The sequence below is a fragment of the Paenibacillus sp. MDV22-iso6 genome, assembly GCF_058408365.1.
Genome location: NZ_JBZVDZ010000008.1, coordinates 166,661 through 189,780, shown reverse-complemented (window position 1 = coordinate 189,780; position 23,120 = coordinate 166,661). Strand labels below are relative to the sequence as shown.

Genomic DNA, 23,120 nt, shown 5'->3' with positions numbered 1-23,120 from the left:
AAATGAACCAGCAACGAATTGACGTCAGTAAAAATGTTTTGGTGGAATGCCTTGGACTTCGCAGTGGTGAGACACTGGCTGTCGTAGCGGATGATGCCAAGAGAGAACTGGCCGAATCCATATATGAGGCAGGCAAGGCATTGGGAGCAGATGCGGTGCTTATGGTGATGAAGGAACGGAGCAAATCCGGTGAAGAGCCGCCTGCGCCGATTGCCGAAGCGATGAAGCGTGCAGATGTCGCGGTATGCGTAACCCGTTATTCACTAACCCATACGCAGGCGCGTAAACAGGCGGCAGCTGCGGGAACTAGGGTAGCTACGATGCCGGGCATGACGGATGATATGTTCATGAACGGTGCCATTACCGCAGAATATCCCAAAGTGAAGGCTTTGACAGATAAGGTTACGGCCATGCTGAGTGCGGGGAGAAGTGTCCGTATCGAGAAAGATGGACACCAGCTGTCGTTCTCCATTCAGGGACGTAATGGCGTGCCAAGCACAGGTATGTACCTCAATCCAGGTGAATCCGGCAATTTGCCCTCCGGTGAAGCGTACATCGCCCCCGTTGAAGGTATTGGAGAAGGTGAAATCCTGGTGGATGGCTCAATTGCAGGAATAGGTGCGATCGGTGAACCTGTTCTATTGACGGTTATAGAGGGCCGCCTTGTTACGGCAACTGGCGCTGAAGGAGACAAGCTGTTATCCATGCTGGGCGAAGGTGATGGTCGAATTCTTGGCGAGTTCGGCATTGGCACCAATGACAAGGCTCGAATTACAGGTGTTGTCCTGGAGGACGAGAAAGTCTACGGTACGATTCATGTTGCTTTTGGAAGTAACAATACCTTCGGTGGCACAGTCGCAGCAGGTGTTCACATTGATGCCGTTGTGCAGAAGCCGGATGTGTACATTGATGATGTGTTGATTATGCGTCAGGGAGAGCTGCTCGATCAATAATAGAGCAGAATATTCAAGGGATAACCTTGTGGATCAAAAAAAGGGAATGAGAGCGTATGCACAATATATCCACAGTGGGGACCAATGCGTAAATTACGCGGTAGATTTAGCGACAAATACACAACATATTCACAATATATAAAGAGATATCCACATAATTGGGGGTAACTATCAACAGTTTGTGGGTAACATATACACAAGATATCCACAGCCTGGGGAGGAATGCCGATGTTGGGTCTTATCAGAGTGATTACACTTCATCATGAAGAAGATATCCACAGACACGGGGCATTGATTGAAGGACGTTATGGCATTCAGGTTCGGAGTCGCTGCATTCCCGATCAACCGCTGGGGGTATATGATCAGGCCACAGAGCTTGAATCGATTCCCAAAATTGTGGATCTGGCACGAAAACTGGAACAGGAAGGCTGTACCTCTATCGGTATCAGTTGTGCAGCCGATCCGGCTCTTGCAGAAATGCGTGCCGCAGTTCAGATCCCCGTCTATGGTGCTGGCTCATGTGCTGCACATCTTGCGCTCACATCAGCGGCGCGTGTTGGTGTATTGACCATCCTAGAGGAAGTGCCCCTGCTGATCCGAGGAATACTAGGTGATGCTTATATCGGGATGGATCGTCCTGAAGGTGTGGTAACCACGCTGGATCTCAACACGCCTCAGGGGCGAATCGCGGCTATGGAAGCTGCCAGAAGACTCAAGGCGAAGGGTGCTGAGTCCATCGTTCTTGCGTGTACTGGTTTTGCAACGATGGGTTTCGCCGTGGAATTGGAAAAAGAACTGCATATCCGGGCGCTTGACCCGATCTATTCATTGGGAGCAGCCGTGTCTGCGTTGAATATCTGATCTATGGAATGCCGAGTGTGGGTATTGAATGATTTTATATTTGGGTTGATTTGATTTTGACGCCGATGCAGTGTGGATAACTGCATCGGCGTTATTTGTGTTGGATAAGGTTATCGGGGCTCTTGGAATAGCATGGCGCAGGTGTGCTAGGATCATGGGCATAATTTTTTCTGTTTTCTGATGTGAAGCGATAAAGTAATGAATTTATTTTCCATGCCATCAACTTCTACTAACAACGTATTATTATTGCTGTAATTTATAGAATCAATATATATCATACGTATATCACAGAAATTCCCGTTTTTTTTGATTAGATAGTCTGGTAAACTATCCAAAAAAATTAGATACAGTATGCAAAAATGATTTGCAAATCTGGCTCAGGGTGGTCGATAGGCTTGAAAACGACAGGTATAACACTAAAAGAACTGTTGAATATTCCTATACTCAGCAAGGCCAAAGTCATTAGTGGGCACCAAGGATTGGATCGGGTTGTACGGTTCGTGGATATTATGGAGGTGCCGGATCTGCAAGGATGGTTGCGAGAAGGCATGCTTATGCTGACGACAGCCTATTCGATTCGTGATAATCCCGGCTTGCTCGGAGAACTAATCTATACGCTTAATGAAGCAGGGGCGGCTGCTTTGGCCATCAAGCCTGCGCGTTTTCTCAAAGAAATCCCGAAAGAAGCCGTTGCAGCCAGTAATGACTGTGGTCTGCCCATCATTGAAATTCCTCCGGAGATACCCTACATGGATATTACGCAACCTGTTATGGAATTGGTACTGGATCGACAGGCCGCACTTCTCCGCAGGTCAGAGGAAGTATATCGGACACTGATGACAATGGTACTTGAAAACAGCGGAATTCAGGCGGTGGGGGACAATGTCGCCGAGCTGCTTCAGGCACCTGTGGGTGTTATCGACAATGCTGGTCAGATGATTGTGTCTTCACCGCCGGATTATGACTGGAAAGAAGCGGTGGACCCACTCGTATGGGAGATAAATCTGGATCGGCGGAAGGTTGCCCGACTGCTGGTGGACAAGGACTCCCTGGATGAAATGGAACAAGTCGGCATTGAGCAAGCCAGATTAGTATTATCCCTGGAATTGATGAGAAACAAGGTGGCGGAAGATACCGAATTACGTCTTCGAGGCAATTTCATTGACGAACTGCTGACACCGCCTCTGCTGTTGCCACATGAAGCCGAATCAAGAGGCCGCAAGCTTGGCATGAATCCGGAGCATTTATGGGAAGTAGCTGTGATGGAAGGGGAGACTGCTCCGGATGAAGACCTATTGACCGAATTGCTTGGTCAGGAGGCCAGAAAACGGAGGGTAGCGCCTCATATTGAGTTTCGGACCAACAGGGCAGTGCTCTTCTTGCCAACACCGGAGTCCCGGGATACGACATGGAAGGATGACGTTCAATCCTGGTCTGATACGATTGGGCTATGGCTCGAAGATCCGGCTAACAAGCTTGGACAATTCAGGACAGGCGTAGGCACCCAGGTTCCACTTTGGAATATGCATCAAAGCTATGGCGAGGCCAGAAATGCACTGCTGGTATCCTCCCGCTTGTCGGGTGGGCGTACAACCCGGTTTGAGGATGTGGAGGTATATCATTTGTTGAGCGAAACGGCGAATGAACCAGGTTTTGCGGCATTGTTTGAGCGGAAACTGGGGAAATTGCGTGCTTATGATGATGAACACAGTGGGGATTTGCTGCGTACGTTTTTTTATTATCTGGAGAGCCGGGGCAGCTTGATCGAGACAGCAAATCGCCTCTATATTCACCGGAATTCCGTGAAATACCGACTGGAGCGAATACGGGATATTACGGGCTTCGACCTGAATCATCCGCGTGAACAATTTGTCTGTCATCTGTGTCTTGTGTACTACTACATGAAGCAGGATAAACAAGAGGTGTAGGTCCTGCCAATCGGATACTCTCTTCTACAGCAAAATCAACAAAGGATGATATGGTAGATATAGGTCGAAAAATAGCGAACTATGTCTTAGGGTGTGATTTAACATGACATAAATAGGAGACATTAGTGCACAATCGACAAACGGTTGTGCTTTTTTTTAGCTAAAAGGGACGTAGTTCGACGCTCGGATTCTAGGTAAAATAAGCACAATTACAAAGAAGAGACGGATAATCAGACAAGTTTTCAAGACTGGGCCGTCCACAGAGAACCGTAAAACAGCAAGTGAGACATCAGAGTTAAAGGGGTTGATCGATTGTTTGCTTACACGCTCCGAAGGCTGCTGCAGATGATTCCGGCGCTGATCGGCATTGTGGTGATTACCTTCATCCTGTCCCGTGTTCTTCCGGGAGATCCCGCCATTGTCATGGCTGGCGAACAGGCCACGGATGATGTCATTGCCAAAATCCGAATGGACATGGGATTGGACAAGCCATTATTTGTACAGTTTTTTAGTTACGTGGGACAGTTGCTTCAAGGGAATCTGGGATTCGCCTACCATACCGGTCATACGGTACTGAGTGATTTCGCTACCCGCTTTCCGGCAACCATTGAGCTGACATTAGCTAGTGTGATTATAGCCATCTGTGTTGCGATTCCGGTAGGCATTATCGCTGCAACCCGAAAAGAGTCCTTTATCGACCACATCTCCAGGGTGTTCTCACTGATTGGAGCATGTGTACCGATTTTCTGGCTGGGACTGCTGTTTATTTACATCTTCTATTCCATCCTCGGCTGGGCTCCAGCTCCAATGGGACGCATCAGCGGAGACCTCAACCCACCGACGCATATCACCGGATTGTACGTGGTAGACAGTCTGATGACCGGAGATATGGTTGCACTCAAAAGCAGTCTTGCTCATTTGCTGCTTCCGGCCATATGCCTGAGCACAGGGACAATGGCGATTGTGGCGCGTATGACCAGGTCCAGCATGCTGGAAGTCATCGGACAGGATTATGTACGTACCGCACGAGCCAAGGGCTTGAGCGAAACCGCGGTCGTTGGCAAACACTCCCTGATAAATGCCTTGATTCCCACGTTGACCGTTCTTGGCCTGCAGTTTGGCGGATTACTCGGTGGTGCGGTTATCACGGAAACTATCTTTTCCTGGCCCGGTGTCGGCGGTTATGTTACAGATTCGATTCTGGCTGCCGACTATGCACCAATTCAGGCATTCACACTGGTAAGTGCCATTCTGTTCAGCTTTATAAATCTGGCGGTGGATCTGGTCTATGGATTGATTGATCCACGAATCCGTTATGAATAGGGTCGCCGCGAAAGGAGGAGTACCGCTGTGAGTACTGCCGCACCGACTTCCATGGGAACCAAACCTGCACCAGCGGTTGTTCCCAAACCCAAAACCTTTCTGAGATTGTTGCTCCGCAATCGGCTCGCTGCTATTGGTCTAGCCTTTATAGTCATGTGGACTGTCATCGCAGCTATTGCCCCCTGGATTGCCCCTTATGATCCGTACGTGACGAATACGGCTGTAAAGCTGGAATCCCCATCAGGTGGTCACTGGTTTGGTACGGATAACTATGGTCGTGACATTCTGAGTCGTGTTCTGTATGGCGCCAGAATCAGCATCTGGACAGGCTTGATTGCCGTCAGCATCTCGTTTGTCATCGGGGTTCCGCTAGGCGGAATTGCTGCTTACTACGGCGGACGTACTGGCAATATCATCATGCGGGTGATGGATGTGTTGCTTGCATTTCCCTCGCTGGTACTCTCCATGGCAATTGCGGCTTCCATCGGCAACGGACTGACGAGTGCCATGATTGCTGTAGGGATTGTAGGTATTCCCGAATTTGCCAGATTGATGTATGGGCAGACCGTATCCCTGCGCGAAAAGGAGTACGTTGAGGCCAGCAGAGCCATTGGTGTCAGAGACAGAGTGATTCTGTTTCGCCATATTTTGCCGAATGCTTTGGCACCGCTGTTGGTACAAGCCACGCTTGGTATGGGCTTTGCCATCCTGACGGCATCCAGTTTGAGCTTTCTCGGTCTTGGCGTCAAACCGCCTACAGCCGAATGGGGGGCTATGATCTCTGAAGGTCGGGAGTATATTATTTCTGGACAATGGTGGCTCGTGACATTCCCTGGACTGGCTATAGCCACATCCATTCTTGGCTTTAACCTGCTCGGAGATGGTTTCCGTGATGTACTGGACCCAAGGTTGCGTTCGGGAAAATAGGGGTTAGTGTCATCGGTCCCTATAGAACCGATTCATAGATAGCTGGATGGTGGAACCAACCTGCGGGGAATGCCTGAAATAAAGGCAGGCAAGGTTCCATCACCGGCAGTAGGCAGATTGAATGCTGCTGCGGTTGGTATCAGGGATATGAGTAAGTTACTTTCCGGGATATTGGCCCACACTTTCGCTTTGTCTGATAAAAGCTGCAACGTTTTACAGCATTACATCATAAGACTGGTTCAAAAAGGGGAGGAAACTAAACATGAAAAAGCTCAAATGGTTTTCTACAATGATTGCTCTTACCGTTGTTCTTGGTGGCTGTGCCAGTAATGCCAACCAGCAACCTGCGGCATCCGGCTCAGGAGAGGAAACAAAACCCGCGCCAACACTGACGGTTGCTTACTCTGAAGGTGGAACCACGATGGACCCGGCGGAGGCGAATGACCTGACCTCGGACACATTGGTACTGGCAACCTATGACCAGTTGGTAACCTATGGTGTCAAAACGGTGGATGGTGCTGATGTAGCCAACACGGAGGATATTCAGCCTATGCTCGCCGAGAGCTGGGAAGTGTCTGATGACAATACAATGTATACATTCAAAATCAAAAGCGGTCTGAAATTCCAAAGTGGAAATCCGGTCAATGCGGATGCGGTTGTGTACTCTTTTGACCGTGTATCCAAGTCCAGCTCCGGCAGCTTTCTATACGGAATGGCCGACATCAAGAGCGTGACCGCCAAGGACGACTCCACCGTCGAGATCGTACTGAATAAAGCAAACCACATGTTCACCCAGATCATTGCCATGTATACCTTCTCCATTGTGGACCAGAAGTTGGTCGAGGAAAAAGGTGATGATTATTTGAAAACAAATGCTGCCGGATCAGGCCCGTTCACGCTTGAAAAATGGGACCCGGCCAGTGAAGCGGTCTTCCAGGCCAACAACGACTACTGGCAGGGAGCACCGAAACTTAGCAAAGTCACGCTGAAATTCACGAAGGAAGCCTCCAACCGTGTTCTGCTGCTGAACAAGAGTGACGTGGACATGGCAATCGAGATTCCTCCAAAAGATGTTGCAGCTTTGCAGGAGAACAGTAATTTGGCCATCAAGTCGAATGCGAGTAACCGCATTTTGTTCTTCGCGATGAACAACAATGTCAAACCGTTTGATAATGAAAAAGTGCGTCAAGCCATCAACTATGCGATCCCTTATGACCAATTGATCAACGATGTCATGTATGGTCAGGCCAAAGAGATGAAGAGTGCTGTAGCGAGCAACACACCGGGCTTTACGGATGCAGGCTATGTGTACGAGTACAATCTGGACAAAGCCAAGGGATTGTTGAAAGAAGCAGGGTATGCGGAAGGGTTCAGCTTTGACTTTACCCTCGGTTCGGGCTTTGACGATTGGGAATACGATGCGGTTCTGATTCAAGCGGAACTGGCCAAGATCGGTGTCAAAATGAACATTAACAAAGTCGCTCGTGCACAGTTCCTGGAACAACAAAAAGACGGGAATTTAGTTTCTTACATTTCCAAATGGACTTCTTTTGTTAACGATCCTGGATACCATCTGGGCTTCCTGCTCTACGGTGAAGGCTCTTCCAACTACATTCATTACAATAATGCGGAAGTTAACAAACTGTGGGAAGAAGCAGGCGCCGAACCGGATCAGGTGAAACGCAACGAGCTATATATGAAGGCACAGGAGATTATTACGACAGAAGCGCCATGGGCGTATCTATACGAATACAACCGGGTTGTCGGCATGAATAACAAGGTCAGCGGATACGTGTATTACCCGGATGAGGTTCTGCGTTTCTACCCACTTAGCAAAGAGCAGTAAAACGAACGGACGATTTGGGGGACAGGCAGTCATGCCTGTCTTCTGACGATTCGTACTGACCACAATACAGCCCATATTGAAGGGAGTCTGAACAGGATGGATTGGAAAAGGAAGGTACTTGATGCAATCGAGGAAGGCCAGGACGAATTACTGGAGCTCTGTTCACAACTGATTCGTTTTCCGACGGAGAACCCTCCAGGGGATTCGCGTGAGATTAGTGCTTTTATTATCGAATATTTGCATCAGGCCGGAATTGACACCAAAGTACATGCGGCAACCGAAACGATGTTTAACCTGATCTCGACGTTGAACGGACAAGGGGCAGACAAGTCAGACAAACATCTGATTTTCTGTGGTCATACGGATGTTGTGCCAGCCGGGGATCTTTCTCGTTGGGATTTTGATCCGTTCTGCGGTGAAATCAAGGACGGATATATGCTTGGACGCGGGGCATCCGACATGAAAGGTGGGCTTGCCGGCTTAATCTTTGCGACGGTTATTCTGGCAAAGTTGAATGTGCCTTTGCGCGGAGATCTGTCGCTAATGATTGTTCCGGATGAAGAAACAGGCGGTGACCTGGGGGTACCATGGGTTCTGGAGCGTGGACTTGCAACCGGAACTGCCGCGGTAATTGCAGAGCCATCCAGCCCGCAGCATCCAACCATTGGACAAAAGGGGAGCTGCTGGTTTGAGTTTACGGTGGAAGGTACACCGGGTCATGGCAGTCTTCAACCCATTGTAGGCGATAATGCGATTGTGAAGGCAGCCAAAGGCATTGAAGCATTGCAGCGTCTATGGGACATCAAGCCAGACATCCCTGAAGAGGTGAAGGATATTATCCGCATCTCGCAGGAATATGCGCGTGATCGGGAGAAGGCAGGTCTGGCCTATCAGGTGTTCGACCATGTAACGGTGAATATCGGTTCAATTCAGGGTGGAACCAAGGTGAATGTGGTAGCTGATCGCTGCACAGTTCAGGTGGACTCCCGCGTTCCATTTGGTGTGGATTACCGCGATGTATTGGACCGTGCTCGCTCGCTTCTGCTTGAAGCAGGAATAGAATCGGAGCTGAAGCCGTTTGGCTTCCAGGGCAACGCAAACTGGACTCCAGCACATGAACCAATTGTGAGCCAACTGGTGGAGAGTATCAGTGAAGTGAGCGGCGAAGAGGCTTACGGTGTGCTGCAATGGGCATCCAGCGATGCACGCCACTTCCGTAATCATCAGATTCCGGTACTGCAATATGGTCCGGCAGAGCTGTCCACGATTCATAATTTTAATGAAAAAGCACCCGTATGGCAGATCATCCAGTGCGCCAAAGTGTACGCGCTGAGCGCGCTTAAATATTTGGGCGTGGAAGGTATGGAAGATGAGACGTCATTGAAGAATTTGAATGGTGCGGCTTCCGAAGAAGCCACGACGTCCAAGCGCTAATTCTTTTTAGAAGGAGCAAAGCTAAAGGTTCAGAACGTAATGGCATGGGAGGGGAACAACATGACTGAACTGCTCGAAGTTTCGGATTTGCGGACAGAGTTCATTACGGATGCAGGTGTAATCCGTGCCGTGGACGGGATCAGTCTTTCCATACGGCAGGGTGAAACGCTGGGTATTGTCGGAGAATCGGGATGCGGGAAAAGTATTACATCGTTATCGATCATGCAGCTGCTCCCCAAAAAGATCGGCCGCGTGGCGTCAGGGGAAGTCCATTTCCAGGGGAAAGACATGCTTAAGCTGTCCGGGCGTGAAATTCGCCGAATTCGGGGTAACCGAATGGCTATGATTTTTCAGGAGCCGATGACCTCACTCAATCCGGTATTCAAAATCGGCAAACAAATCTCGGAAGCGGCACGATACCATCTGAAGCTGGGCAAAAAAGAGGCTTGGGCACGGTCGGTTGATATGCTTCGCAAAGTCGGCATTCCCCGTCCTGACAAAATTGCAGAACAATACCCGCACCAGCTCTCAGGTGGCATGCGCCAACGGGTGATGATCGCCATGGCGATGGTATGCAGCCCGCAACTGCTCATCGCAGATGAACCAACAACAGCCCTGGATGTGACCATCCAGGCACAGATTCTGGACTTGATGCGTGACCTCCAGCGGACGGAGAATATGGCAATCATGATGATCACTCATGATCTTGGTGTTGTAGCTGAGATGTGTGATCGCGTCATGGTGATGTATGCCGGACAAGTGGTGGAAGAGACGGATGTCAAACCCCTTTTTGCCGATCCCAAGCATCCATATACTCGCGGTCTCTTGGCTTCGCTGCCGCAGCTTGCGGGGGATCAGGATCGTCTTCAATCCATTCCAGGTCAGGTACCGAATCCCGCCCATATGCCGTCCGGCTGTCGCTTTGCTCCTCGTTGTCCGGTGAAGGAAGCACGGTGCGAGACAATACAACCTGAATTACTGGAGACAGCACCAAGTCATAGCTGTCGCTGTCTGCTGCAACAGGAGGGGATTATATGAGTGCGATATTGGAAGTCAGAAACCTCAAGAAGCATTACCCTATCCGCAAGGGACTGTTCTCCAAACAGGTCGGTGCCGTCAAAGCCGTCGATGGTGTAACGCTGTCTGTGGAGCGCGGGGAAACACTCGCCGTGGTTGGAGAGTCCGGTTGCGGAAAATCCACCACGGGGCGTGCCATCCTGCGTCTGATTGAGCCGACGGATGGTGAGGTGTTCTTCGAAGGCATGGATGTACGGAAGCTTCCGCCAGAAGAGCTGCGCCGTTTCCGTACGGATATGCAGATGGTGTTCCAGGACCCATACGCTTCACTGGATCCGCGCTGGACGGTACAGCGCACACTGGAGGAGCCGCTGCTCACCCACCATAATCTGAAAAAAAACGAGTTGAAAAGCCGAATCGAAGAACTGATGGAAGTGGTTGGATTATCCCCCTATCAGGCACATCGCTTTCCGCACGAGTTCTCGGGTGGACAACGGCAACGGATCGGGATTGCCCGTGCTCTCGCTTTGAATCCCAAGTTCATTGTGTGTGACGAGCCCGTGTCAGCGCTGGATGTGTCGATTCAGGCACAGGTGCTGAATCTGATGCAGGATCTACAGGAACAATTCGGACTGACGTATATGTTCATCTCTCATGACCTGTCCGTTGTTAAGTTCATCAGTGATCGTGTGGCTGTCATGTATCTGGGCAAAGTGGTCGAGCTTGCCCCCACCTCCGAACTGTTCACCGAGGCGCTGCATCCATATACCAAAGCATTGATGTCCGCTGTTCCGGTTCCTGATCCGAATGTACAAAAGGAACGGATCGTCCTGGGTGGCGATGTGCCCAATCCGGAAAATCCACCGTCCGGCTGCACGTTTCATACTCGTTGTCCGTATGTGAAGGACGAATGCCGCTCCGTTATTCCGGAGCTGCGGGAGATTTCACCAGGACGTCAGGTGGCATGTCATTTGTATTAGAGTGATTATTTGAACTGAAAAATACGATCAGAAAATGCAAACAAACTCCAGTTTACTTGGGTTCTGTTTGCGTTTTTCTTTTTTTATCTTCTCTTCTGCCATTATTTCTGACGATAGCATCTACATATTAAGAAATGGGTAAAAATTTTTCTCCCTTCAACCGATATAAACACAGAGAATGCAACATGAAATGTAATTATTCATGATCAAGATGACTATAAAAAGCTTCTATTTGAAACTGAAGACAAGAAGGGTATGAAAACATCTATGGATGAGGAAGTTCAAATTCAATACATCAATTTCTCGGTCGGAAATCAGATTTGTGCGCTTCGTATTGATGAAGTTCATGAAATTATCAAAATGCTCCCGGTAACCACCGTTCCTTTTGGCAGTCCTGAGATTAAGGGTTTCACGCCCTTGTACGGCAAAGTGGTCTCTGTTGTGAGTTTACGCGTCCTGCTCGGCTTGCCTGACGAGGAGACTACACCTTCTACTCGTATCATTGTTGTGCCTTACCACGACGATTATGTACCGCTCGTCGTCGATTCTGTGGATTCCGTGGTGATGTATGATCGGTTTGAAGAGCCTACAGAAGAATATCGTCGCTACACAACGGGAATATTCAAGGAAATCGCACACAATGACGATCATGAAGCCGGCATTCTTAATTTGGATGTATTGCTCGGTAATTTAACCAAATCGCAGTAAACGCACGCTGAAATGTTATATACAAAGAACATAACCGCTTGATTATAATAATGCTCCTTACCCCTTTGTGGGGATGAGGGGCATTTTTTATTGTGATCACCTTATCCTTAATGCAATGACGCGGTGTGTTTCACCTTTTAACAGGCATACATAATATAGTATGAAGTGGTTTGAAGATGGTTTTTTGAAGTAATGTAGCACTTTTTATCCGTAAAAGTTTTTAAATCCGAGCATTTTCGTATATGATGGAGAGTAACAATGCGAAGGGATGACGGGAGACTGTAATGATGCAATCGCTGTATGGAGTATGGCTTGGTGACGTATTTTTTTGTTTTTCCGGTGAAACATCGGAACCACGTGTGGATGCGTGGAGCCACGTGGTACGGAAGCTGAATTTTGGCGACGGGGGTCGTCTGTTTCAGCCTGCCGCTCTGCGTCTTGCGGAGCTTCGTTGGCCCAATCCGATGCGTAATGCCGCGGAAGCGAAGGGTACGAAGCGACGTCAATTGCTCGGACGGACGTTGGAAGGGCTCGCAATCTCGCCCAAAGATACATTCAAGCTGCTGCTCCATTGGGACGACAGTATATTGAATGCGGCAGGAATTGAGGCCGGAGAAGAGATTCGCTACTGGGTAAAAGCAGCACAGTTTACACAGGAACTGCTGCTGCGCGGAGAATTTGCTCCGTCCGCTGAGTTTGCGGCCAAGACGGGGGCGCGTCGTCGCACCGGACAGGAAACGCTGACAGGTGTATGGCGTCCACGTCTGTTGCAGGAAGCGGATGTAGAACGATTCCGGGAGTTGGCGGAATCTATGCCGCCGATCGGATTGTCTGCTCCCGGAGCATACGCATCTTCTGAACCGGAATCACGGGAGGAAGCGGGAGCGGCCGTATTATTTTCATTTATGAGCGGGATGATTCATGCGGTTGTCACGGGTGAGATGGAAAGCATGGACAGTGAGCTGTCTCGTTACCGCACGCCATTCCGGCGTGGGTCCTCTCCGGTAGCAGAGCTGTGGTGGAATAGTCTGATCTCGATGTTCCGCCCGGTGACGGTGCAGGGACCTACGGAGGAAATGGCAGAACTCATTGGAACGCTGCAAGAAGCTGGCGGTACAGCGAAACCCGTGGTAGGCAGTGAAGAAACGGCTCCTACGGAAGGTGAGCTGAAGCTGGTATTGCGGCTGGAACCGCCCCTTGGTGATCATGAATCATTGTGGGGGATTACCTTCTGGGCAGACAGTGTGCAGGAATCTGGTCTGAGATTGCCTGCACGCACGATCTGGGCACATCCGGAACGAGATCTGGACCGAGGGAAAGTGCGTTATATTTCAGCTGCAGAACAGCTCCTGATGGCGCTGGGGCATGCATCAGAACTGGCACCGGAGCTGGAAACGGCGCTTCTTCATGCACGACCGGAAGGAATGAAGCTGGAACAGCAAGCCTTTTTTGAATTTTTGACCTATGCTGTGCCTCGTCTGCAGAAGGCGGGAGTAACGGTGTTAATGCCTTCCCGCTGGAGCCGTGCAGGGAAACGCCGTGCTGGACTGCGTCTGCAAATGCTCAATCGTGGAATAGAAAGACCGGTTGGGGCCCCGTCTGCACTGGGTATGGAGCAGCTGGTTGCCTTTAAGGCAGAACCGATGCTGGACGGCAAACCTGTTACGGCGGAGGAGCTGGCTGCCCTTGCAGAAGCAACGGTACCTTATGTGATGTTCCGCGGCGAATGGATTGAAGTGGATACAAAAGAGATTCGCCAGGTTCTGCGTTATATGAAAAAAGAAGAAGAACAATATATGCCTCTCTCCGAATGGCTGCATCTGGCAGCGGAAGAAGGCGAAGATACGGCATGGAAGGGGCTTTCCGTCTTTGGTGCGGAATCCGAGGGGCTGCTGTCCTTTTTGCTCGACGGACAGGTGCTCCGCAGTATTGAGCCTCGGCAGGTTCCGGCAGAGCTGCATGGCGAGTTGAGACCCTATCAAGAGCGCGGGTACCAATGGTTATCCGCCATGCGTGAGCTTGGGTTCGGAGTATGTCTTGCCGATGATATGGGACTGGGGAAAACGATTCAGGTTATTACCTGCCTGCTGGACTTGAAACATGAGGAACAGCAAGCCGCGGCGGAGGAAGCACGTGAGCACGAAGCGTTTATGGGGATGGAAGAAGAATCCGCGAACGTCGAACAGCCGCACGTGCATGATGCGCATCTGCCTGCACTTATTGTGTGCCCTACCTCGCTGCTTGGAAACTGGCAGCGTGAGCTGAAGCGGTTTGCCCCGAATCTGTCGTTATATATTCACCATGGCGGACAACGGTTGCACGGCAATGCCTTCCAGGCAGAAGCGCAGTCCCATGATATTGTGCTGACGACCTATCATCTGGCTGGCCGGGATGGCCCGGATCTGGCTTCGTTGCACTGGTCTACCGTTGTGCTGGATGAGGCGCAATATATTAAAAATTACCGTACAAAGCAAGCGCAAAGCGTCATGCGTCTGTCTACGCCGCATCGCATTGCGATGACGGGTACGCCAGTGGAGAATCGACTAAGCGAACTGTGGTCCATTTTCCAATTCCTCAATCCGGGGTATCTGGGTACGGCTTCTTCATTCCGCCAGCGCTATACCGGACTGGGCCCATCCGAAGAAAATGCAGCTTCTTTGCGTGAACTTCATCGGCTTGTATCGCCCTTTATGCTGCGCAGGCTGAAAAGTGATCCGGATATCCGCAAAGATCTACCGGAGAAGCTGGAACTGAAATCCTATTGTTCCCTGACACCAGAGCAGACCGTTCTGTATCAGCGGGTGGTGGATGATCTGATGGGCGGATTGGATGGACGAAACGGTATCGCCCGTAAGGGAATTGTGTTGTCATCACTGACCAAGCTGAAGCAAATCTGTGATCATCCGGTGCTGGCGGACAGCAGCCGGAAGGAACATGGTAAGGCTGAAGCATCCGGAAAAATGGAACGTTTGCTGGAATTGGTGGATGCGATCCGTGACAACGGGGAGTCGGCGCTGATTTTCACTCAGTATGTGGCAATGGGAGAACTGCTCGTATCCCGGCTTACACAACGGTATGAGGAAGAACCGTATTTCCTGCATGGCGGTGTTTCGAAGTCGCAAAGGGATGATATGGTGGAAACCTTCCAAAAAGGGGAGGGACCATCCTTGTTTGTCCTGTCTCTTCGTGCCGGAGGTGTGGGCCTGAATCTAACGCGTGCCAGTCATGTCGTTCATTACGATCGCTGGTGGAATCCTGCGGTGGAGAATCAGGCGACAGACCGGGTATTCCGAATTGGACAGAATCGAAACGTACAGGTGCATAAGCTGATCTGTCAGGGTACCCTGGAGGAACGGATTGATGAGCTGATTGAGAGTAAAAAGGCACTTTCTGAGCAAGTGGTCGGTTCTGGTGAGAACTGGTTGACCGAGATGTCGGATGATGAACTCCGCGGTCTGATATCGCTTCAGGGCGAGACATGGCTGTAGGTTGCGAGATAATTAGTACATGCAAAATATAGTGACAGGAAGGGGGATTGTTGTGAGCGAAAAATGGAATGTGGAGCTGCATATGTCCCCCGGTGGATGGACAGCAGAAGTAAGTGCGGCGTCTGATGCAGGCAAAGAGGTATTAGCCGCCACAGGCAAGACTGAATCAGCCGAAGGCTTGTTCACGGTAACAGGCACGCTGCAGCAGTTCAGTGAAGCTGAACGCGAGGCTGTGCTGGCACAGCTGCGCAAGCGTCCACTGGCGCTGTACGCGCTGCTGCGCGGCGGCCCTGCCCCGGCGGAGCTCGCTGGGCTGCTGCCCGCTGCGCCAAGCGAGGCTGAGCTGGGCACAGCCGCTGGCGGCTCGCTGAGCGCGGGCGGCACAGCGGCGTGCACCTGCGGCCGCCCGAGATGCGCGCATGCCGCGGCCGCTGAGCGCGCCGTTGCCGCGCGCTTCGCGGCTGAGCCGCTGCTGCAGCTGGCGCACGCCGGCCTGCCGCGCGAAGCGCTGCTCGCCGGCGTGCTGGGATCATGGGCGGAGGAACTCGCCCATGATCCCAGCGGCCCCGGCCGCGCAGCCGAAACGGCCGGCCGCCCGCAGGCGCGGGGCGGCGAAGGCGGCGCAGCCGTCGGCGAGTGGATCGCCGAGGCAGCCGCGGACGGCGCCATGCACCAGCCGGGGCCTGGCTTCGGCGCCGTGAAGGTGCGGCTGGCGCAGCCGGGGAAACCCCCGGCAACGCCGGAACTGGCGGCGCTGCTGCCAGGCGTGCCTGCCACCGCAGGGCTGGCATTGATCCGCGAGCGCGTAGCTGCGCGGATGTGGGAGGCTGTCCAAAAGAAGAAGAAGGACAGCCCGGCAAGCAAATGATGCATCATTCAGAGCGGGGGAGATCTTAGATCATCCCCCGCTTGTTTGTGATGTGCATCGGAATAATCCATTTTATCCAAAATGGATATATACATTTCTAATTCGCTTCTATGGCGTTGAACCTTGGGATAGGGCTCTAAAAGTCCAAAAAACGACCGTACAAGCTGTACACCCGGCATATCTTTAGGAAGACCTCCTCTCAAGGAGGTCTTTACCGGTGGAGCTTCGCTGCAATTTAAGGTATACTGTCGCAGGGGAAGACAAGCCCACATGCACGAATACTGCAATCATTATTACAATATGCGATAGGAGTTTTTACATGAAATTACGTACAGGACGACAGCGCCAAGTTGCGGTTATGCTGTCCTCACTTATGATATGCGGAGCTTTGTTATCCGCTTGCCAGGACGGTTCGGGCTCAGAGGAGAACCAGAATCTGAACGCAGCAGGAAGCGCACAGCAAGAGTCGGACGGTACCACGGTTCATTTGACTGAGGATACTGGCAAGGATGGCAGCAACACAGACAGCTCATCTTCGGACAATAACAATGATGATACGGATAGTGGTTCCGGCGATGCTTCAACTGGGGGAGAGGGTTCTTCTGACGCAGGCAATGGAGCCACATCAGAGGATCCCATAATGGAGAAACGCAGCATTAGCGCGCTGCAAACGACGATTGATGCACAAGCGGTAGTGACCAATTCAGAAGCGATGACAGTGATCGTTAACAAACAGCGCAGCTTGCCAGAAGGATATGAGCCGGATGATCTGGTTGAGCCTAACGTACCGTTTTCCTTCGACGGGCCGCATGAAAAGCGCCACATGCGCAAGGAAGCTGCTGAGGCGTTGGAGAAGCTGTTCGCCGGTGCCAAAGCGGACGACATTGAGCTTCGTGCGGTATCTGGATATCGTTCTTATCAGCGTCAGGTTTCGATCTATAACAACAATGTCAAAACCAAAGGCAAAGAATACACGGATCGTGTAAGCTCTGTGCCAGGCCACAGCGAACATCAGACCGGACTAGCGATTGACGTTTCCAGTCCAAGTGTAGGCAATGCCATAGAAGAGGTGTTTGGCACATCGAAAGAAGGCCAGTGGTTGGCTGAGCATGCAGCAGAATATGGGTTCATCATCCGTTATCCAAAAGGTGAGGAAGGGATAACCGGCTATGTGTACGAGCCATGGCATATTCGCTATGTCGGCACTGATCTGGCTCCTGATGTTGTGAAAAGTGGACTGACACTTGAAGAATACTTTGATGAGGCTAATATCAAGCTGTAAGCCTGGTGCTTCATCTTTTGATTGAAGACTAGGGTCCTCAATTTCATAGAGCCCCTGAATGATTCACCCTTGTCCAAGGCACGGGAGATCACTTCAGGGGCTTTTTGGTTTGAGCTAAATTCAGTTATATCCTATTTTATTTGCTTGTTCAGCAGGTCGGCAGGCTGATATAATTCATGTTTAATCAGGAGTCCAAATCACATGTAAAGCGAGGGAAAGCAGAATGAACAGACAGCAAGTGTTTACCGGTTCTCCATGGGAGCCGCTTGTAGGATATTGCCGTGCCATTCGTGTTGGCAACCGAATTGAGGTTGCGGGTACTACAGCCATGCAGGACGGTGTTGTGGTTGGAGCAGGTGATCCATATGCACAGACGAGATTTATTTTGCAGACCATCGAAAATGCACTGAAAGAATTGGGAGCAGACATGTCTCATGTCGTGAGAACCCGCATGTTTGTTACCGACATTTCCCGTTGGGAAGAAGTGGGCAAGGCTCATGGTGAATTTTTTTGGTCAGATCCAGCCTGTCGCCACGATGGTAGAGGTTAGTGCACTCATTGACCCTTTGCTGATGGTGGAGATTGAGGCAGAAGCGATTGTTGAAGCAGAAGCTGAAGTTGATGCCGAAATAACAATAACGGAATAGAGCTATTACGTACATATATATATAAATGCAGGATCGAGAAATAACCTTACCCCAACCTCCATGAAGGAGGAATCGTGGGATAAGGTTATTTCTGCATTAATATAGTGTGGTCTAGATCTGCTGTGCTCTACGCATAAAGAAGGCTAGCCTTCTTTTCTGGCAGCTTATTTCGCTTCAGGTTGATCGGCTGGTGTTTCGATTACTACTTTCCAAGCCGTTCCGATTGGAGGCAGGCTGCGAGTCAGGACGGGGCTATAGAAACCAATCACTTTGGCCCCTTTGGTCAGTTCCTCTGGTTTGATCGTTTCCCCTTGATGATTCACCAGTTTTGTATCTTTGCTAATGTTAAGGATAACATGGTCAGGTGCTGTCTCTGTCAGACGGGAGCCGGAGATCTCGATCTGAGTACCATTATCTTCTGTTGTTTTTACATTTTCAATCGTGCCTGCTGTACCCAGAACTTCTTTTGGTTGTGCTTCGGATTCCGAAGCAGCAGTATCCAGTACAGTGACTTTGTAAGTAGGTGTTTGCGGCGGTAAACTGAGGGTTGCAATCTCAGAATGCTCAGCTTCAACGTTCATGCCAATGGTCAGATCAGTAAGCTTGATATCTTTGCCATCTGCGGATTTGAACACGGTATCTTCACCAACATTAAGGACGATACCATCTGTACCTGCACCGCCGATATGGATGGATTGATATTTGCCTTCACTGTTAATTCCCGTAATGACCCCACGCTCAGTAACAGTTTTCACTTCCTCTTCACTGGAGATGGTTACTTGGTTACCTTTTGTATTCACTTGTGCGTGCAGTACTTTATCTGCAAAAGAAGCGGGTACAAACAATGTACCATTTGTGATTTCAGGTGCTGTTCCCAGCTTAAGCAGCATTTTATTAACTGAATACTGGTCTTTGCCTGTGGTGACGAGTGTCCAGAGGGTACCTTTTGTCAGCTCAGCAGATTTGTTTTCTTTGTTCCATTTCAGTTCAATGCCAAGTGCTTCTGTGAGATCACGCAGCGCGATCATGGGTTCTTGACCATCTTTGTTCCAATAGCCGTCAGTCATCGGTGCCCCGTTCACAGATACTTTTACGGCTTCAGTTCCTTTGCTGTCGGCTGATACGGAAGTTGAATTGATGGGCTGAGTGCTGTCCAGGTTTGCAGCATATGCGGCTCCCCCGCCCAGGGCCAAGGACAGGACCATCAGGGCACTAACTTTTTTCATGTTGTTGTTCATCGTTGATTTCATCCCTTCTCATCTTGGTTATGACGCGGTAAACTCCTATTAAGGCCACGTTCCAACCTTATAGACGGGACAACTTCGTCCAGTGTTGCACTTTGAGGTAATTAATGTGAGCAGCATGTTAGTCTATTATTTGAAAAACAGACCAATAGCCGGTTATAAGAAGCGGGATGCGGTTAAGGATCAATAAGTGGAAGACGTGTGATTCAGATTTTGAATTAACCTAGGATTACATGGGGTTGTGGAGCATCCAAATATGAGGAGGGGGGCAATCATATGAGTGATATGTTGGTTGCGCTTTACCATTTGCCAGAGCAAGAGAGTGGACTGAAGAAGTTGGAGGAGTCCTCCATTGTCATCCGAAGAGCCATCGCACCAGAGAAGCAGGTTGTGCTGGATTGGGTGAGATCCCATTTTAGCCAGCCCTGGGTGGATGAATGTGATGTAGCTTTTGCACGTCAACCCGTGACTTGTTATATTGCGCTTGAGCATGGGAAAATGATCGGCTTCGCTTGTTATGAAGCAACGTGTCGTAATTTCTTTGGTCCAACAGGTGTTGGTCAGGAGGCACGGGGCAAAGGTGTCGGTACAGCGCTGCTGTTGGCCTGTATGCACGCCATGAAGACAGATGGTTACGCTTACGCGATTATTGGATCGGCGGGACCCGTGGATTTCTATGCTCAGACCTTGGGGGCCGTGAAGATCGAAAATTCAACACCAGGGATTTACAAAGGCATGCTCCGGGCAGACTAGACGATATTCGTGTTCTGGAAAAGGAAGGGAGGAAGAAGATGAGTACTAGCAAAATGCTGCATATCGGCATGATCGGCACAGGCTCCATCTCGGATCTTCATATGAGGTGTTATGCCAAGAACGAGAATGCCGTCATTTACGCCATCTGTGACTTGAACGAACAGCGTGCAGCCGCGGCTGCTGAGAAATATGATGCACAATCCGTGTACACTGATTATCGCGAGATGCTGAAGGATCCGCATGTGGATGCCGTTAGTATCTGTACGTGGAATAATACGCATGCCGAATTTGCCATCGCTGCCCTGGAGGCAGGTAAACATGTGCTGCTTGAAAAACCGGTAGCCACCAATGTGGAAGATGCGCTGCGGATCGAAGAGGCTGTGAAGAAAAGCGGATGTACTTTTGTCGTGGGATTTGTGCGTCGTTATGATAACAATATGCAGATGATGCGTAGTTTCATTGATGCGGGTGAGTTTGGTGAGTTGTACTATGCCAAGGCTTCTATCCTGCGTCGCTTGGGAAATCCCGGAGGATGGTTTGCGGACAAAAACCGTTCCGGCGGTGGGCCGCTGATTGATCTTGGCGTACATATTATCGACCAATGCTGGTATCTGATGGGCAAACCGAAACCTGTTTCGGTGAGTGGCAATACGTATCGAAAACTGGGCAATCGTGCCCATATCGAGCATCTTTCTTTTTACAAAGCCGCAGATTACAGTTCCGCTGTCAACAATGTGGAGGATATGGCGAATGCGCTGATTCGCTTCGAGAATGGGGCTTCTTTGGCGGTAGATGTGAGCTTTACCCTGCATGCACGTGGGGAAGAATCTTCAGTCCGATTGTACGGTGAGCGTGGTGGAATTGAGCTGGAGCCGGAGACGCTAATCGTCACCGAGAAACACAATACGATCCTGAACATTGAACCTCAGACAGACTATAAAGGTCTCGATATTCACGGTGCCTTCCAGAATCAGATTGATCACTTTGTGGATTGTTGTCTGAATGGTACCGAGCCCATTAGTCCCATTGCGGATGGTGTGGCTTCGACTCGGATGCTGAGCGGAATTTATGAGTCAGCCGAAAAAGGTCAAGAGATTCGTCTGGACTGATATAGAGATTGAATCTAACGTAATATTAAAGGGTGTTGTATCTCTATCTTATCAATGGAGAGACAACACCCTTTGGTTAATTTATTGATCATGATCAGACAAAATGGATGTATGTTTACTTTTCAAACCCTTCCAACACGATTTTGCCAATTGCAGTGCCCGATTTGCTCTTTCTGTAGGCTTCCAGCAAGTTAGCTGCATTAATAGGTTTAATCCGCTCGGCCATCGTTGTATGAATCTTGCCAGCATCCACTAGATCTGCAATTTCATTAAGTAGAAGATGTTGTTCAATCATATCATCTGTCTGGAACATCGGACGGGTGAACATCATTTCCCAAACGAGTGTTACGCTTTTTGAGAATAACTTTTGAAGTTCGGCTGGTTTTTCGAAGGGTAGAATGGAGCAAATTTTCCCCTGCGGTAAAATAACTTCTGCCATCTCATCCATATGCTCATCTATATGATTTAGCACGAAAATATATTGTACACCAGCGAGTCCGAGATCTTTAAGTTGTGGTCCAAATGGTTGATGATGGTTGATCACGTGGTCTGCTCCGTTTGATTTTACCCAAGAGACTGATTCGGGACGAGAGGCAGTTGCTATAACTTTAAGTCCAGCGAGCTTGGCTAATTGAGTAGCGATCGATCCGACGCCTCCCGCTGCCCCGATAATAAGCATACTGTTACCCTCATTATCCGATGCATTTCTGGAAATGCCCAAGCGCTCAAAAAAAGCTTCTCCTGCCGTAAGGCTTGTCAGAGGTAAAGCTGCCGCCTGGGCGAAATCCAGATTTTTCGGCTTTCTGCCGACAATTCGTTCATCTACTAAATGAAACTCACTGTGTCCGCCTGGGCGCATATTGCTCCCCGCATAATACACTTCGTCACCAACGTTGAACAAATTGCAATCGGAGCCGATGTCCACTACTATTCCCGCTACATCACGACCAGGCACGGTCAGGGATAAATCGTCCGGATGTTTGGAAAGATGAGATCTCCAATCCGTCGGATTGACAGACACCGCCTTCACCTCAACGAGTAAATCCTTTCCTGTAGGTTTTGGTTTCTCAACTTCTACCTCCTGAAATGGTGGTATGTCGGTCTCTAGCCCAGGCTCGTAATATCCGAACGCTTTCATGATTGGATTTCCCATCGTTATAGTTATCCTCCTCGCATAAATAAGTTGTATATAAAATATATAGTATAATATCTAAAATAAATAGTAGTATCATTTTTGATTTATAGTATCAATAATGATACTAATGGGACCGAACTGTAAAAAAATAAAGACTCCCGTTACTCCTGAAGTAGGTCATTGGCCTGAATTCATCGGAGTGGAAGTCTTTGTGATAAGGGTTCATTTATTCAGCGGTGAGTTCTCATACCCCGGATCATCATAATCCGTATCTTGCAGCCGTGAAAGTACATTCATACTCTCAATCGCCTGCCGGGTATCCGGAGTGCCATGGTCGTAAAGAAACGTGTACAGCAACGTCATGCCATCTGAGAATTGTTCTGTAGCCTCGTCATGATCCGCCGATTTGTAGGGTACCGGAGCCCGTTGCAATGTATAGGCATCTTCATCCTCCAGCACTTTCATCAGGTCTTTCAGCCGATTTAGCTGTTCTTCGTCCACCATGACTTCAAACGGTGTTGATTCGTTCTTGGTCTGTTCAATGAGATTATGGGTTACCGATACATAGTAATGCTTTTTGCCGTCCTGCATAATCCAACCTCCATTCTAAAATGGAA

General features: G+C 49.8%; 18 protein-coding genes and 1 pseudogene. 16 read left to right on the top strand and 3 right to left on the bottom strand.

The genetic code is table 11. From position 1 onward, the window contains the following. Positions 1–2: 2 nt before the first annotated feature. The 14 genes and pseudogenes from AC4PM4_RS22590 to AC4PM4_RS22525 all read left to right on the top strand — a co-directional run bounded on the left by AC4PM4_RS22590 (position 3) and on the right by AC4PM4_RS22525 (position 18,262). Positions 3–953 (top strand): aminopeptidase, encoded by a 951-nt coding sequence (locus AC4PM4_RS22590; protein WP_491614624.1) that lies wholly within the window; start codon positions 3–5, stop codon positions 951–953. A gap of 228 nt (positions 954–1,181) precedes the next feature. Continuing rightward, the gene (locus AC4PM4_RS22585) at positions 1,182–1,814 is read left to right on the top strand and encodes an aspartate/glutamate racemase family protein (protein ID WP_072734894.1); all 633 of its coding nucleotides are present in this window, start codon (positions 1,182–1,184) and stop codon (positions 1,812–1,814) included. Between the two features lie 395 nt (positions 1,815–2,209). Continuing rightward, positions 2,210–3,742, top strand: a complete 1,533-nt coding sequence (locus AC4PM4_RS22580; protein WP_083584805.1) for a PucR family transcriptional regulator — start codon at positions 2,210–2,212, stop codon at positions 3,740–3,742. Positions 3,743–4,054: 312 nt separating this feature from the next. Further along, positions 4,055–5,065, top strand: coding sequence for an ABC transporter permease (locus AC4PM4_RS22575; protein ID WP_170867904.1), 1,011 nt, complete (start codon positions 4,055–4,057; stop codon positions 5,063–5,065). Between the two features lie 51 nt (positions 5,066–5,116). Next, on the top strand, positions 5,117–5,992 hold the full coding sequence (locus AC4PM4_RS22570) for an ABC transporter permease (protein WP_063568004.1): 876 nt from the start codon (positions 5,117–5,119) through the stop codon (positions 5,990–5,992). Between the two features lie 262 nt (positions 5,993–6,254). Then, positions 6,255–7,838, top strand: a complete 1,584-nt coding sequence (locus AC4PM4_RS22565) for an ABC transporter substrate-binding protein (RefSeq protein ID WP_491614623.1) — start codon at positions 6,255–6,257, stop codon at positions 7,836–7,838. Between the two features lie 96 nt (positions 7,839–7,934). Continuing rightward, positions 7,935–9,272, top strand: coding sequence for a M20 family metallopeptidase (locus tag AC4PM4_RS22560; protein ID WP_491614622.1), 1,338 nt, complete (start codon positions 7,935–7,937; stop codon positions 9,270–9,272). Between the two features lie 60 nt (positions 9,273–9,332). Beyond that, positions 9,333–10,310: an ABC transporter ATP-binding protein gene (locus AC4PM4_RS22555; RefSeq protein ID WP_491614621.1), complete on the top strand. Its 978-nt coding sequence runs from the start codon at positions 9,333–9,335 to the stop codon at positions 10,308–10,310. Beyond that, positions 10,307–11,269: an ABC transporter ATP-binding protein gene (locus AC4PM4_RS22550; protein WP_090953997.1), complete on the top strand. Its 963-nt coding sequence runs from the start codon at positions 10,307–10,309 to the stop codon at positions 11,267–11,269. Before AC4PM4_RS22555 ends, AC4PM4_RS22550 begins: the two co-directional genes overlap by 4 nt. A 255-nt stretch (positions 11,270–11,524) precedes the next feature. Further along, positions 11,525–11,977, top strand: a complete 453-nt coding sequence (locus tag AC4PM4_RS22545) for a chemotaxis protein CheW (protein WP_072734890.1) — start codon at positions 11,525–11,527, stop codon at positions 11,975–11,977. A gap of 284 nt (positions 11,978–12,261) precedes the next feature. Beyond that, entirely contained in the window at positions 12,262–15,465 is a 3,204-nt protein-coding gene (locus AC4PM4_RS22540) for a DEAD/DEAH box helicase (protein WP_090810265.1), read from the top strand. A gap of 52 nt (positions 15,466–15,517) precedes the next feature. Further along, positions 15,518–16,333 (top strand): hypothetical protein, encoded by an 816-nt coding sequence (locus tag AC4PM4_RS22535; protein ID WP_491614620.1) that lies wholly within the window; start codon positions 15,518–15,520, stop codon positions 16,331–16,333. 319 nt (positions 16,334–16,652) lie between these two features. After that, a complete protein-coding gene (locus AC4PM4_RS22530; protein WP_491614619.1) occupies positions 16,653–17,615 on the top strand; it encodes a M15 family metallopeptidase in 963 nt (320 codons plus the stop codon). Positions 17,616–17,838: 223 nt separating this feature from the next. After that, positions 17,839–18,262 (top strand): annotated as a pseudogene (locus AC4PM4_RS22525) (RidA family protein). 164 nt (positions 18,263–18,426) lie between these two features. Here AC4PM4_RS22525 and AC4PM4_RS22520 read toward each other — a convergent pair. Next, entirely contained in the window at positions 18,427–19,488 is a 1,062-nt protein-coding gene (locus AC4PM4_RS22520; protein WP_491614618.1) for a copper amine oxidase N-terminal domain-containing protein, read from the bottom strand. A gap of 294 nt (positions 19,489–19,782) precedes the next feature. On the opposite strand from AC4PM4_RS22520, the gene AC4PM4_RS22515 reads away from it, so the two are divergent. Continuing rightward, complete coding sequence (locus AC4PM4_RS22515; RefSeq protein WP_072734885.1) at positions 19,783–20,259, top strand: GNAT family N-acetyltransferase; 477 nt, start codon at positions 19,783–19,785, stop codon at positions 20,257–20,259. A gap of 38 nt (positions 20,260–20,297) precedes the next feature. Continuing rightward, positions 20,298–21,368, top strand: a complete 1,071-nt coding sequence (locus tag AC4PM4_RS22510) for a Gfo/Idh/MocA family protein (protein ID WP_063568361.1) — start codon at positions 20,298–20,300, stop codon at positions 21,366–21,368. 115 nt (positions 21,369–21,483) lie between these two features. Here AC4PM4_RS22510 and AC4PM4_RS22505 read toward each other — a convergent pair whose 3' ends face one another. Together AC4PM4_RS22505 and AC4PM4_RS22500 are read right to left on the bottom strand one after the other, a co-directional pair. Then, positions 21,484–22,521 carry a zinc-binding alcohol dehydrogenase family protein gene (locus AC4PM4_RS22505; RefSeq protein WP_491614617.1) on the bottom strand — a complete coding sequence of 346 codons (1,038 nt, stop codon included), beginning with the start codon at positions 22,519–22,521 and terminating at the stop codon, positions 21,484–21,486. A gap of 204 nt (positions 22,522–22,725) precedes the next feature. Further along, entirely contained in the window at positions 22,726–23,094 is a 369-nt protein-coding gene (locus AC4PM4_RS22500) for a hypothetical protein (RefSeq protein WP_491614616.1), read from the bottom strand. Positions 23,095–23,120 lie beyond the last annotated feature (26 nt).